The sequence below is a fragment of the Xanthomonas sp. WHRI 6106 genome (assembly GCF_040202405.1).
In the GTDB taxonomy this organism is placed as follows: domain Bacteria; phylum Pseudomonadota; class Gammaproteobacteria; order Xanthomonadales; family Xanthomonadaceae; genus Xanthomonas; species Xanthomonas cannabis.
The window spans coordinates 190,785-203,714 of sequence record NZ_JBEGFC010000001.1; the positions used below are offsets into that span (position 1 = coordinate 190,785).

Consider the following 12,930-nt stretch of genomic DNA (forward strand, 5'->3'; position numbering starts at 1 on the left):
CAACGCTGCCGATCCATGCCTCTGGACGAGACCCGCCACCATCAGATGTTTCCCGAGCTGGATGCGGGCCAGTTGGCGATCACGCGGCGCTTTGCCAGCGGGCCGGCGCAGCGGTTCGGCGCTGGCGAGGCCGTGTTCGAAGTGGGTGATGCGCATGCGCCGGTGTGGGTGGTGCTGGAAGGCGCCATCGAAGTGGTGCGCCGCGACGGCCTGGGCAACGAAAAACCGATCACGCTGCACACGCCCGGCCAGTTCACCGGCGAGGTGAGCCAGCTGGCCGGGCGCGCGTCGCTGGCGGCCGGGCGCGCCGGGCCGGACGGTTGCCTGGCGCTGCCGTTCGATACCGCACATCTGCGCGCGCTGATGATCAGTTCGGCCGAAGTGGGCGAAGTGGTGATGCGTGCGCTGATCCTGCGCCGGGTGGGGCTGATCGAAGGCGATGCCTCCGGCTCGGTGTTGATCGGCGAGCCGGACGACCCGCATCTGACCCGTTTGCAGGGCTTTTTGACCCGCAATGGCTACCCCAACACGGTGATGGATGTCTCCGACGACGACGGCCGCGCGTTGGTGGAGCGGCTGGGCATCCAGGAGCACGACCTGCCGGTGATGGTGTGCCCCAGTGGCCGCGTGCTGCGCCAGCCCAGCGATGCCGAGGCCGCGCATTGCCTGGGCATGACCCCTGATATCGACCCGGACAAGCGCTACGACGTGGCGATTGTGGGCGCCGGCCCGGCCGGCCTGGCGACGGCGGTGTATGCGGCCTCGGAAGGCTTGTCGGTGCTGGTGCTGGATCAGCGCGCCATCGGCGGGCAGGCGGGCGCCTCGGCGCGGATCGAAAATTATCTGGGCTTTCCTACCGGGATTTCCGGGCAGGCGCTGGCCGGACGTGCGTATAACCAGGCGCTGAAATTCGGCGCCGAGCTGGCCATCCCGCTCGAAGCGGCAACGCTGGAGTGCGGGCGCGACGACGGTGCGCTGCATCTGGACCTGGCCGATGGCAAACAGGTGCTGGCCAGCACCGTGGTGATTGCGTCCGGTGCGCGTTATCGACGCCCCGACATCGAAGGACTGGCGCGCTTCGAAGGCCACGGCGTGTCGTACTGGGCCTCGCCGGTGGAAGCGCGCCTGTGCGAGGGCGGCGTGGTGGCGTTGGTGGGCGGCGGTAATTCTGCAGGGCAGGCGGTGGCGTTCCTGGCGCCGCGGGTCAAGGAATTGCACCTGATCATCCGCGGCGACGGGCTGGAAGCGTCGATGTCGCAATACTTGATCGAGCGCATCGCCGCGTTGCCGAACGTGCAGCTGCATACCGGCACCGAAGTGGCCGCGCTGGACGGTGACCCCGATCGCGGCCTGCAGGCCGCCGTCCTGCGTACCCGCGCAGATGGTGCGACCACATGGGTGGAGTTGCGCCACCTGTTCCTGTTCGTCGGTGCCGACCCCAATACCGGTTGGCTGCAGAATTGCGTGGAAACCGACAAACGCGGCTTTGTCATTACCGGCACCGCGCGCGGCGATGGCGTGCCGGCCTGCCTGCCGCTGGAAACCAATCGCCCGGGTGTATTCGCCATCGGCGATGTGCGGGCCGGCTCGGTCAAGCGCGTGGCCGCCGCGGTGGGCGAGGGCGCGGCGGTGGTGGCGCAGGTCCATCAATACCTGGCGCATCAGGCCAACCCGGTGCCGGTCTCTGAACTTGCCAGTGCTGGGGAATAGGGAATCGGGAAGCGGCTTGCGTGCCGGGTGATGTCTTCGGGTGCGGATGGTGTGTCGGGCGATTGCGATTGTGCCGATGGGTGCGCGATTGGCTTGCTTCTTGCGCCTGCGCCTGTTTACTGCGGCCAGTGCACCTGCGGTAGTGCGCCGATCTGCGGTCTGGCGAACAGGTAGCCTTGCTGCAGGTGGATGCCCATGTCGCGCAGGGCGCGGGATTCGTCAGGTTGTTCGATGCCTTCGGCGATGACGGTGATGCCGAGTTCTTCGCACATGCGGGTGACGTGCAGGACGATGGCCTGGCGGCCGCGGTTGGTGTCGACGCCGCGGATCAGGGCGATGTCGAGCTTGAGCAGGTCGGGCTGGAAGTCGGCCAGCAGGCCGAGCCCGGCGTAGCCAGCGCCGAAATCGTCGATGGCGGTCTTGAGGCCGCGGGCCTGGTAGGTGCGCAGGATGTCGAGCAGGTGGGCCGGGTCGGTGAGGTGCTCCTGCTCGCTGACCTCGAAGATGATGGCATCCAGCGGCCAGCCGTATTGTTCTGTAGCCGAGAGCGTGGCGCGCAGGCAATGCTCGGGGTTGTAGACCGCATTGGGCATGAAGTTGATCGACAGCAGCGTGGGCAGTGCGATCTGCGCGGCGCATTCAATCGCCTTGATGCGGCAGGCCTGGTCGAAGGCATAGCGGTTGCGCGCATCCACCGCCGCCAGGATGCTGCCGGCCGACTCGCCGTTGACCCCGCGCACCAGCGCTTCGCCGGCATAGAGGCTGCGCGTGGCGACATCGACGATGGGCTGGAACGCCATGGTGATGGCGGTGGGAAATTCCTGGCCGTCGCGGCAGGCGTTGCAAACAGGAATCTGGGTCATGGCGTGGTCCATCATGCGGCGTGGGTCGAGCCTAGTCCTATCGGCCGCAACAGCGCGTCATTGAGGGCGGATTGTCCATCGCAGCATCCTCACTCCGCGCGTGGTCGCGCTCGGCGATACTGTGGCCATCACTCGCATCGGACGCCCCATGACCGCTCTTACCGAACGCTACGCCCTGGCCATGGACTACGCGCGCATTGCCCATGCCGGACAGGTGCGCAAGGGCACGCAGATTCCATATCTGAGCCATCTGCTGGGCGTATCGACACTGGTGCTGGAATGCGGTGGCGACGAAGAGCAGGCCATTGCCGGCCTGCTGCATGACGTGGTGGAAGACTGCGGTGGCGGCCACGAGGCGTCGATCCGCGCGCAGTTTGGCGACGCCGTGGCCGACATCGTGATGGCCTGCACCGACGCCACCGCCGAAGACAAGGCCGAGGTGGACGACAGCGCGCGTGCGCGCAAGCGCGATTGGCGCGAGCGCAAGCTGGCCTATCTGGAGCACCTGCGCAAGACGCCCGAGCGCGCGCTGCTGGTGTCCGGCTGCGACAAGCTCTATAACGCGCGCACCATCGTGCAGGACCTGGACAACCCGGCGGTGGGGCAGGACATCTTCAAGGTGTTCACCGCCGGCCGCGACGGCACGCTGTGGTACTACGCCGCGCTGGAAGAGATCTTCCGCAGCCGCAACGCCGCCACCGCACGCCTGTTCAGCGGCGTGGTCGCGCGGATGCAGGCATTGGCCGACCATGGCGAACAGGCGCTGCCGGCGCACGCACCGGGCTGAGCGCGGGCGCACGCTGGTCGATCAGCGCTGGGTGACAGCACCGGCCGCAAGCGCTGACATCGGCTGCATGCCGCGCGCGCTAGGCTGCGGCCTTGTCGATCTGGTTTTACCGTCATGTCCAACGCAATGTCTGCTTCTTCCGGCCTGGTGCGCGTGCGCGGTGCGCGCGAGCACAATCTTCAGCATGTGGACGTGGATATCCCACGCGACGCGCTGGTGGTGTTCACCGGTGTGTCTGGTTCGGGCAAGTCGTCGTTGGCATTCGGCACCATCTTTGCCGAGGCGCAGCGGCGCTATCTGGATTCCATCTCGCCCTATGCGCGGCGGCTGATCGACCAGGTCGGCGTGCCGGAGGTGGATTCCATCGATGGCCTGCCGCCGGCGGTGGCGTTGCAGCAGGCGCGTGGCGCGCCGAGTGCGCGGTCGTCGGTGGGCAGCGTCACCACCATCTCCAACTCGTTGCGCATGCTGTATTCGCGTGCGGGCAGCTACCCGCCGGGGCAGGAGATCATCTACGCGGACGGGTTTTCGCCGAATACGCCGGCCGGCGCCTGCCCCACCTGCCACGGCCTGGGACGCATCTACGACGCCACCGAGGCGACCATGGTGCTGGACCGCAGCCTGAGCATCCGCGACCGCGCGGTGGCAGCCTGGCCAGGCGCCTGGCATGGGCAGAACCAGCGCGACATCCTGACCACGCTGGGCCACGACGTGGATGTGCCGTGGCACAGCCTGCCGAAGAAGACCCGCGACTGGATTCTCTACACCGACGAACAGCCGGTGGTGCCGGTGTATGCCGGCTACAGCCTGGCCGAGGTCAAGCGCGCCCTCAAACGCAAGGAAGAGCCCAGTTACATGGGCACCTTCACCAGTGCGCGCCGCTATGTGCTGCACACCTTTGCCACCACGCAGAGCGCGCAGATGAAAAAGCGCGTGGCGCAGTATCTGATCAGCACGCAATGCCCGCAGTGCGATGGCAAGCGGCTGCGCCGCGAGGCGCTGTCGGTGACCTTTGCCGGGCTGGATATCGGCGAGTTGTCGCGCCGGCCGCTGGACGAGGTGGCCGAGTTGCTGCGCCCGGCCGCGCAGGCCGATGTGCGTACGCAAGGCAGCAGGAAGGGCGCTGCCAGCCACCCGGAGCAGGCGATTGCCGCGCAACGCATCGCCGCCGACCTGCGCGCGCGCATCGAAGTGGTGCAGGCGCTGGGGTTGGGCTATCTGAGCCTGGAACGCAGCACGCCCACGCTGTCGCCGGGCGAGCTGCAACGGCTGCGGCTTGCCACGCAGATCCGCTCGCAGTTGTTCGGCGTGGTGTACGTAATGGACGAGCCATCGGCGGGCCTGCATCCGGCCGATGCGCAGGCCCTGCTGGGTGCATTGGACCAGCTCAAGGCGGCCGGCAATTCGGTGTTCGTGGTCGAACACGAGGTGGACGTGATCCGCCACGCCGACTGGATCGTGGACGTGGGCCCGGCCGCCGGCGTGCATGGCGGGCAGGTGTTGTACAGCGGCCCGCCTGCCGGATTGGAACAGGTGCAGGCCTCGTCCACGCGGCGCTATCTGTTCGGCACGCCGCCACCGGTGCACAGCCGCGCGCGCGCGGCGACTGGCTGGCTGCAGCTACGCGGCATCACTCGCAACAATGTGCGCGCGCTGGACGTGGATCTGCCGCTGGGCGTGTTCACCACCGTCACCGGTGTGTCCGGCTCGGGCAAGTCGTCGCTGGTGAGCCAGGCGCTGGTGGAACTGCTGGCGGCTCACCTGGGGCACACGCCGGCAGACGAAGACGAGGCACTGGACCCGCTGGAGCGCGGCACGCAGCTGCCGTTGGGCGGGGCGATCGTGGGCGGGCTGGAGCAGGTGCGCCGGCTGGTACGCGTGGACCAGAAGCCGATCGGCCGCACGCCGCGCTCCAACCTGGCCACCTACACGGGCCTGTTCGACCCGGTGCGCAAGTTGTTTGCCGCCACGCCTACCGCCCGCCGCCGGCGCTACGACCCGGGGCAGTTCTCCTTCAACGTTGCCAAGGGCCGTTGCGCCACCTGCGAAGGCGAGGGCTCGGTGTCGGTGGAATTGCTGTTCATGCCCAGCGTGTATGCGCCGTGCCCCACCTGCCACGGCGCACGCTACAACGCCAAGACCCTGGAGATCGAACTGCGCGGGCACACCATTGCGCAGGTGCTGGCGATGACGGTGGATCAGGCGGCCGACTTCTTTGCCGACGACACCAGCGTGCTGCGGCCGCTGCAGGTGTTACGCGAAGTGGGGCTGGGGTATCTGCGCCTGGGCCAGCCGGCCACCGAACTCTCCGGCGGCGAGGCGCAGCGCATCAAGCTGGCGAGCGAGTTGCAGCGTGCGCAACGCCGCGACACCGTCTATGTGCTGGACGAACCCACCACCGGCCTGCATCCGGCCGACGTGGATACCTTGATGGCCCAGCTGCAGGGCCTGGTGGATGCCGGCAACACGGTCATCGTGGTCGAGCACGACATGCGCGTGGCGGCCAGCAGCGACTGGGTGCTGGACATGGGGCCGGGCGCCGGTGGTGCCGGTGGCAGCGTGGTGGCGGCGGGGGCGCCGGCCCAGGTTGCGCGGCAGCGTGGCAGCCGCACGGCGCCGTTTCTGGCGCAGGTGCTGGCCGGGCACTAGGCAGGGCTGGGCCGGTGGCCGGCATTGCAGGCTGCGTGTGCCGGCGATGCAGCGCGCCGGATGCGCGTGCGCAGTGCGCACCTCGGTGTGGTCGCGCGCTGGCGCCGACGCATCGCGTTGATGCCTTGCGTGGCCGCCGGCCTGCCGGCCACTGCGTCGACAGCCGGCGCGTGTTGCGATGGTGCCGCTGCTGCAGTGCCCGGGCTCTGCAATCAAGCGCAACGCAACGCGCAACGACTGCGGCGACGTCGCCGCGCTCATCCCAGCAGTTCGAATCTGCCGCTCACGCCATCGGCTTCGGCCGACGGCGCGATCCACACATCGAACACGCCAGGCTCCACGGTCGGCGTCATTGCCTGCCCGACAAACAGCAGGTGCTCGCGGCGCAGCTCGAACTGCACCTCGACGCTCGCGCCGGCCGGCACCCTGACCTTGCGGAAACCCTTGAGCTCGCGCACCGGGCGGGTAACGCTGGCGGTGCGGTCGCGCACATACAGCTGCACCACTTCGTCTGCATCGCGGCTGCCGCGGTTGCCGATGCGCGCGCTGAGCTGCAGGCGGCCGGTGGCGGTCAGCTGCGGTGCGCTCAGGCGCAGGTCGCTGTAGTCGATGCGGCCGTAGGTCAGGCCATGGCCGAACGGAAACAGCGCCGTATTGGGCACGTCCCGGTAATGCGTGGTGTACGGCTGCAAGGCTGCCGGGTCCAGATTGGGCCGGCCGCTGGGCGGATGCGCGTAGGTGTAGGGCACCTGGCCTGCCGCCTGCGGATAACTCACCGGCAAGCGGCCGCTGGGTGCCTGCGCACCGAACAGGATGTCGGCCATGGCGTTGCCGGCCTCCGAGCCCAGGAACCAGGTGACCAGGATCGCTGCGCTCTGCAGCGCCGGGCCTTGCAACGCCAGCGCCCGGCCGGTGCTGAGCAGCAACACGACGGGTGTGCCGGTGGCCGCCACCGCTGCCAGCACCTGCTGTTGCACGTCCGGCAGGACGATCTCGATCCGCGATTGCGCCTCGCCGGAGTAGGTCATCGGTTCGCCGACCGCCAGCAGGGCCACGTCGGCCGTGCGCGCGGCCGCCACTGCGGCCTGCACGCCGCCGGGCAGCGGCTGGTCGAAGCCGCACCCGTCCACCACCTGCAGCAGCTGCGGGTCGGCCATGGCACGCGCCACGGCCGCGGCCACGGTGTTGTTGCGGTCTTCCTGGTCGAACAGGCTCCATGGCCCGGCGTGGTTGATCCAGTCGCGCGCCATCGGCCCGATCAGCGCAATACGTTGGCCGCTGCGCTGCAGGGGCAGCAGCTCGCGTTCGTTTTTCAGCAGCACCACCGACTTGCAGGCGGCCTCGCGCGCCAGCGCCAGCGTGTCTGCCTGGCGCTGGCGCGGCTGCGCCCGTGCCGGCTGCAGACGCCGGAACGGGTCGTCGAACAACCCCAATGCCGCCTTGAAACCCAGCACCCGGCGCACCGAAGCGTCCAGGCGCTGCATCGGCACCACGCCCGCGGTCACTAGCGCAGGCAGATGGCGCAGATACAGGCCACTCTCCATGCTGATGTCCACGCCGGCCAGAAACGCCAGCCGTGCCGCGTCGCGGTCGTCGGCGGCTACGCCATGCGCCACCAGTTCCTGGTCGGCGGTGAAGTCGGACACCACCAGGCCGCGGTACTGCAGGTCCTGCCGCAGCACCGTGCCCAGCAACCAGGCGTTGGCGGTTGCCGGCACACCCGACAGCGCGTTGAACGCGGCCATGGTGGTCACCGCGCCGGCGTCGAAGGCGGCCTGAAACGGAGGCAGATACACCTCGCGCAACGTGCGCTCGGAGATGTCCACGCTGGCGTAGTCCAGGCCGCCTTCGGCCGCGCCATAGGCGGCAAAATGCTTGGGGCAGGCGGCAAGCGCATCGGCATGCGCCAGCCCGGCCTCGCCCTGGAAGCCACGCACGCGTGCCTGCGCAAACTGCTGCGCCAGCAGCACGTCTTCGCCGGCGCCTTCCACCCCGCGGCCCCAGCGGGCATCGCGGGCGATGTCCACCATCGGCGCGAATGTCCAGTCGATGCCGACCGCGCTGGCTTCCATCGCAGCGGCACGCGCGGTGCGTTGCGCCAGCTCCGGCTCGAAGCTGGCCGCTTCGCCCAGCGGCACCGGAAAGACCGTGGTGTAGCCATGGATCACGTCGGCGGCAAAGACCAGCGGGATTTTCAGCCGGCTCTGCATGGCGGCCTGCTGCAACTGCCGATGCCAGCGCACGTAGGAGCCGTTGAAAACCCCGGTCAGCTGCCCAGCGCGCGCTGCTGCCAGCTGGGTGCGGCCGGCCGCGTCCTTGTGGATCGGGTTGGCGACGATGGCCTTGTCGATCTGTTCTGCCGAGCTGAAAAGACTGAGCTGGCCGGCCTTTTCCTCCAGCGTCATGCGTGCAATCAGGTCTTCGATGAAGGCCGGCCCGCGCGCAGGGGCGTGCGGCAGCGCCCAACCGCTCGGGACCCGGCTGAGCACGGCCAGCGTGGCCGCACCGCGGAGCAACTGTCGACGGGTGGTGCGCGGTGCCATACGAGCCTTGCGGTGGGCGGAGGTCCGCTCACGCTACAGCAGCGCCGCGGCATTCGCGCCGTTGGCGTTCGCATTTGATGTGGACGCTTCGGAGGGGCTGGCCTGTGCAACGCGCATGCCAGCGATGCAGTCGCAAGACGCGACGGGCCCGACATCGTGCACTGTCGAGCCCGTGCGTTGCCGTCCTGGTCACGCCGCGGATGGATGCATCCGCGGCCAATCGCTCAGTCCGCCATCACCTTGTCCGGCGTCATCGGCGTGCTGCGGATGCGTTTGCCGGTGGCGTGGAAGATCGCATTGCAGATGGCCGCCGACACGCCGACCTGCCCGATCTCGCCCACGCCCTTGGCGCCCAGGCTGCTGACCACGCGGTCGTCTTCATCGGCAAAGATCACCTCGATGTCGTGGATGTCGGCGTTGGCCGAGACGTGGTACAGCGCCAGGTCGTGATTCATGAAGCGGCCAAAACGATGGTCGGACTGGGTGTGTTCGTGCAGGGCCTGGCCGATGCCCCACACCACGCCGCCGATGATCTGGCTGCGCGCGGTGGTGGGGTTGAGGATGCGTCCCGCGGCAATGGCGCTGACCACGCGCGTCACCCGAACCGTGCCCAGCTCCTCGTCCACCCGCACTTCCACGAAGACTGCGCCATGCGTGGCGCGGGTGTATTTGCGCTGCTTGAGCACGTTGGGCAGCAGCAGGAACTTGTCCTCGATCTGCTCCAGCTCGGCCGCGCTCAGCAACGCCGGTAGCGCAACCGCACTGCCGGCATCGCCACGCAAGGCAATTGCCCCATCGGCGAACACCACATCATCCTGCTTGACCCGCGCAAAGCGCGAGTTGGGCAAGGCCTGCGCCAACCGGAACAACTTGGTGCGCAATTTGCCGCAGACCCCATCCACGGCCGAACCCACCGTGCTGACATGCGAGGAGCCGCCTTCGATCGGCGCGACGGGCAGGGTGGAATCGCCCAGCTGGAAGGTCACCTGTTCCAGCGGCAGGCCCAGCGCCTCGGCGGCGATCATCGCCATCACGGTGTAGGTGCCGGTGCCGATATCGCTGGCAGCGCTGCTCACCACCAGGCGGCCATCGGCATGCAGCACGGCGTGCGCACGTGCAAACATCTGCATGGCATCCCACTGCCCGGTGGCCATGCCCCAGCCCACCCACTCGCTGCCTTCCTTGCGCGCACGCGGTTGCATGGGGCGCTGCGCCCAACCAAAGCGTTCGGCGCCTTGCTGGTAGCACTCGCGCAGCGCCTTGGTGGAGAACGGCTTGTCGTCGGCCGGATTGACCTCGGCGTAATTTTTCAACCGCAACGCCAACGGGTCGATACCGACCTCGTAGGCCAGCTCGTCCATCGCCACTTCCAGCGCATGCACGCCGTGGGTGGCGCCAGGCGCGCGCATGTCCATCGGGCTGTACTGGTCCAGGCTGACCAGGTTGTAGCCCAGGTGCACATTGTCGCAGGCGTACAGCTGGCCGCTCCAGTTGACCACCACCTCCACGTAATCCTCGATGCGCGAGGTTTCGGCGATGGCCTCGTGCCAGATCGCACGCAACGTGCCGTCGCGGTCGGCGCCGAGCTTGAGCCGCTGCACGGTTTCCGGGCGATGGCCGAAGGTGAACATCTGTTGGCGGGTGAGCACCACCCGCACCGAGCGATCCAGCAGGATCGAGGCCATCACCGCCAATGCCAGCTGATATTGCGGGCGCAGGCCCGAACCGAAGGCACCGCCCACATACGGGTTGCGCACAGTGACCTTGCGCTTGCTCAGGCCAAACACGTGCGACACATACCAACGGCTGTTTTGCGAGCCCTGGGTCTTGTCGTAGATGGTGAAGTGGCCGTCCGCCTCACGGATCACGGTGGAGGCGAACAATTCCATCGGATTGTGATGCTCCACGCCGCTGTAATAGTCGCCTTGCACCTGGCAGGCGGCATTGACGAACGCGGTGTCCGGCTCGCCCTTGTCCTTGGGCGGCGGCGAGAAGCCGGCCTTCATCGCCTTGGGCTTGTGCGCCCGGTCCAGATTGGTCATCAGGTTGGTGTCGTGCGGCTCCTGCGCGTAGTTCACCTGCACCAGATGCGCGGCGTGACGTGCCGCTTCGAAGGTCTCGGCCACCACCAAGGCGATCGGCTGCCCGCTGTACAGCACGGTGTTGTCGTACAACGGGCGGAACGGCGAGCCGGCCGGTGCGGTCATGTCCTTGTAGAACAGGTCCATGCCGCGCATGTGCGGACGGTTTTCATGGGTGATGATGTCCAGCACGCCCGGTACCGCACGCGCGGCTGCCAAGTCGAAGCCAACGATGGTTCCCTTCGCGATGCTGCTGCTGACCACCACGCCATAGGCCAGGTCCGGCACCGGCCATTCGGCGGCATAGCGTGCCTGGCCGGTGACTTTTGCGCGCCCGTCGATGCGCGGGACACCGGTGCCGGTCGGGCGAAAGCCGGTGCCCTGGTCGGCAACCGGTGGCGTCAGTTCGGTGTTGGACAGGTCGGTGCTGCGTGCATTCATGGCGATTCCTCCAGCGCGCTGGTGCGCCCGCGGTTGTCGATGGTGCCCTCGCGTGCGACCTCCAGTGCGCGCACGATGGCGCGGCGCGCCAGCGGCAGCTTGAAGCCGTTTTCGCCTTGCGACTGTGCGCCGTGCAGCAGCGCATCTGCCAGGCGTGCGAAGGTCTCGGCGGTGGCGGGCAGACCCACCAGCTGCGCTTCGGCATCGGGCTTGCGCCATGGCTTGTGCGCCACGCCGCCGAGCGCGACGCGCACCTCGCCGATGCTGCCGTCCTCTGTCAGATCCAGCGCTGCGGCAACCGACACCAGCGCGAATGCATACGACAGGCGCTCGCGGATTTTGAGATAAGCGCTGTGGGCGACAAAGCGCTGCGCGTCGGGCAGGTCGATGTGCACGATCAACTCGTCCGGCGCCAGGGTGCTGTCCAGCTCCGGATGGTCGCCGGGCAGGCGATGGAAATCAGGGAAGGCAATGGCGCGTTCGCCCTGCGGGCCCTGCACATGCACCACCGCATTCAACGCAGCCAACGCCACGCACATGTCTGAAGGGTGCGTGGCGATGCAGTGCGCGCTGGCGCCGAGAATGGCGTTGTACTTGGTGAGCCCGCCAATGGCCGAACAGCCGCTGCCCGGTGCGCGCTTGTTGCAGGGCGTGGCACGGTCATAGAAATACATGCAGCGCGTGCGCTGCAGCAGGTTGCCGCCATTGCTGGCCATGTTGCGGATCTGCGGCGAGGCACCGGCCAGGATGGCCGCGCTCAGCAACGGATAGCGCGTTTCCACCTCCGGGTGGTAGGCGGTATCGGCATTGCGTGCCAACGCACCCAGGCGCAGCCCGCCGTCCGGCAGCGTGGTGATGCTGTCCAGCGGCAAGCGGTTGATGTCGACCAGGCTGCTGGGCCGCATCAGCTGCAGCTTCATCAGGTCGGTGAGGTTGGTGCCACCGGCAATCAACCGCACCGGCGCGTCTGCGGGTACCGGATGCGGATCATCCCCACGCGGCGCGATGGCGGTGAGCGCGGCATCGATGCTGTCCGGGCGCGCGTAGCTGAGCGGAATCATGCCGGCACCGTCCCGGGCGTCCACGGTGTGGCGGCGCTGTCGCGGCTGTCGCTGGGCTTGCCCAGGACCTCCATCACCGCATCGGTGATCTGCGGATAGGCACCGCAACGGCACAGATTGCCGCTCATCAGCTCGCGCACCTGGTCACGATCGTGCGCCTTGCCCTCGTTGATCAGGCCCACCGCGGAGCACAGCTGGCCCGGCGTGCAATAACCGCACTGGAAGGCATCGTGGTCGATGAAGGCGCGCTGCAACGGGTGCAATTGCTCGCCATCGGCCAGGCCTTCGATGGTGGTGATGTCGGCGCCGTCCTGCATCACTGCCAGGGTCAGGCAGCTGTTGATGCGGCGCCCGTCGACCAGCACGGTGCAGGCACCGCACTGGCCGTGGTCGCAGCCCTTCTTGCTGCCGGTCAGGTCCAGTCGGTCGCGCAACAGATCGAGCAGGCTGACCCAGGCTTCGAGCTGGAGGTGATAGGGCTGGCCGTTGATGCGCAGATTCACCGGATAAGTCGGCGCAGGGGCAGTGGCGGTGGCCGGTGCCGTTTCATGGGCAGTGGCGGGCGTGGCATTCATGCGAACCCCGTGGCGATGGCTGAGGAGGGCCACCACCTTGACGACGAAGGGGTCAACGCAGAGTGACCACCTCCCTCTATTCACGCGAGGTGATATCGCCCACCTGCAGCGCTGCACGGCACTGTGACGGTTGCACCCCCGTCGTGAAGGGCATGCTGATCCGCTGCGAGGCTGCAAACGCTCCGAACTGAATTCGTCAGCAATGCGGCGCGCTGCAACA

The 12,930-nt window shown here is 68.0% G+C and carries 8 protein-coding genes; 3 read left to right on the forward strand and 5 right to left on the reverse strand.

Going from position 1 to position 12,930, the window contains the following annotated elements:
- Window positions 1–15 precede the first annotated feature (15 nt).
- On the forward strand, window positions 16–1,710 hold the full coding sequence (locus ABQZ09_RS00940; protein ID WP_349775877.1) for an FAD-dependent oxidoreductase: 1,695 nt from the start codon (window positions 16–18) through the stop codon (window positions 1,708–1,710).
- A 116-nt stretch (window positions 1,711–1,826) separates the two neighbouring features.
- On the opposite strand, the gene ABQZ09_RS00945 is transcribed toward ABQZ09_RS00940, so the two are convergent.
- Complete coding sequence (locus tag ABQZ09_RS00945) at window positions 1,827–2,573, reverse strand: EAL domain-containing protein (protein WP_349775878.1); 747 nt, start codon at window positions 2,571–2,573, stop codon at window positions 1,827–1,829.
- Between the two features lie 148 nt (window positions 2,574–2,721).
- Here ABQZ09_RS00945 and ABQZ09_RS00950 point away from each other — a divergent pair, with 148 nt between their 5' ends.
- Both ABQZ09_RS00950 and ABQZ09_RS00955 read left to right on the forward strand, forming a co-directional pair.
- Complete coding sequence (locus ABQZ09_RS00950; RefSeq protein ID WP_349775879.1) at window positions 2,722–3,360, forward strand: HD domain-containing protein; 639 nt, start codon at window positions 2,722–2,724, stop codon at window positions 3,358–3,360.
- A 114-nt stretch (window positions 3,361–3,474) separates the two neighbouring features.
- A complete protein-coding gene (locus ABQZ09_RS00955; protein ID WP_349775880.1) occupies window positions 3,475–6,009 on the forward strand; it encodes an excinuclease ABC subunit UvrA in 2,535 nt (844 codons plus the stop codon).
- Window positions 6,010–6,266: 257 nt separating this feature from the next.
- On the opposite strand, the gene ABQZ09_RS00960 is transcribed toward ABQZ09_RS00955, so the two are convergent.
- The 4 genes from ABQZ09_RS00960 to ABQZ09_RS00975 form a co-directional block, all read right to left on the reverse strand.
- The gene (locus ABQZ09_RS00960; protein ID WP_349775881.1) at window positions 6,267–8,552 is read right to left on the reverse strand and encodes a glycoside hydrolase family 3 N-terminal domain-containing protein; all 2,286 of its coding nucleotides are present in this window, start codon (window positions 8,550–8,552) and stop codon (window positions 6,267–6,269) included.
- Window positions 8,553–8,776: 224 nt separating this feature from the next.
- A complete protein-coding gene (locus ABQZ09_RS00965) occupies window positions 8,777–11,074 on the reverse strand; it encodes a xanthine dehydrogenase family protein molybdopterin-binding subunit (RefSeq protein WP_349775882.1) in 2,298 nt (765 codons plus the stop codon).
- Entirely contained in the window at window positions 11,071–12,159 is a 1,089-nt protein-coding gene (locus tag ABQZ09_RS00970) for an FAD binding domain-containing protein (protein WP_349775883.1), read from the reverse strand. The genes ABQZ09_RS00965 and ABQZ09_RS00970 overlap by 4 nt, the downstream gene beginning before the upstream one ends.
- Window positions 12,132–12,710 carry a (2Fe-2S)-binding protein gene (locus ABQZ09_RS00975; RefSeq protein ID WP_349775884.1) on the reverse strand — a complete coding sequence of 193 codons (579 nt, stop codon included), beginning with the start codon at window positions 12,708–12,710 and terminating at the stop codon, window positions 12,132–12,134. The genes ABQZ09_RS00970 and ABQZ09_RS00975 overlap by 28 nt, the downstream gene beginning before the upstream one ends.
- Window positions 12,711–12,930: the final 220 nt, after the last annotated feature.

Bases quoted from the DNA above. Each gene is read 5' to 3' on its own strand.
- ABQZ09_RS00940 (WP_349775877.1), top strand. From the start codon at position 16: ATGCCTCTGGACGAGACCCGCCACCATCAGATGTTTCCCGAGCTGGAT.
- ABQZ09_RS00945 (WP_349775878.1), bottom strand. From the start codon at position 2,573: ATGACCCAGATTCCTGTTTGCAACGCCTGCCGCGACGGCCAGGAATTT.
- ABQZ09_RS00950 (WP_349775879.1), top strand. From the start codon at position 2,722: ATGACCGCTCTTACCGAACGCTACGCCCTGGCCATGGACTACGCGCGC.
- ABQZ09_RS00955 (WP_349775880.1), top strand. From the start codon at position 3,475: ATGTCCAACGCAATGTCTGCTTCTTCCGGCCTGGTGCGCGTGCGCGGT.
- ABQZ09_RS00960 (WP_349775881.1), bottom strand. From the start codon at position 8,552: ATGGCACCGCGCACCACCCGTCGACAGTTGCTCCGCGGTGCGGCCACG.
- ABQZ09_RS00965 (WP_349775882.1), bottom strand. From the start codon at position 11,074: ATGAATGCACGCAGCACCGACCTGTCCAACACCGAACTGACGCCACCG.
- ABQZ09_RS00975 (WP_349775884.1), bottom strand. From the start codon at position 12,710: ATGAATGCCACGCCCGCCACTGCCCATGAAACGGCACCGGCCACCGCC.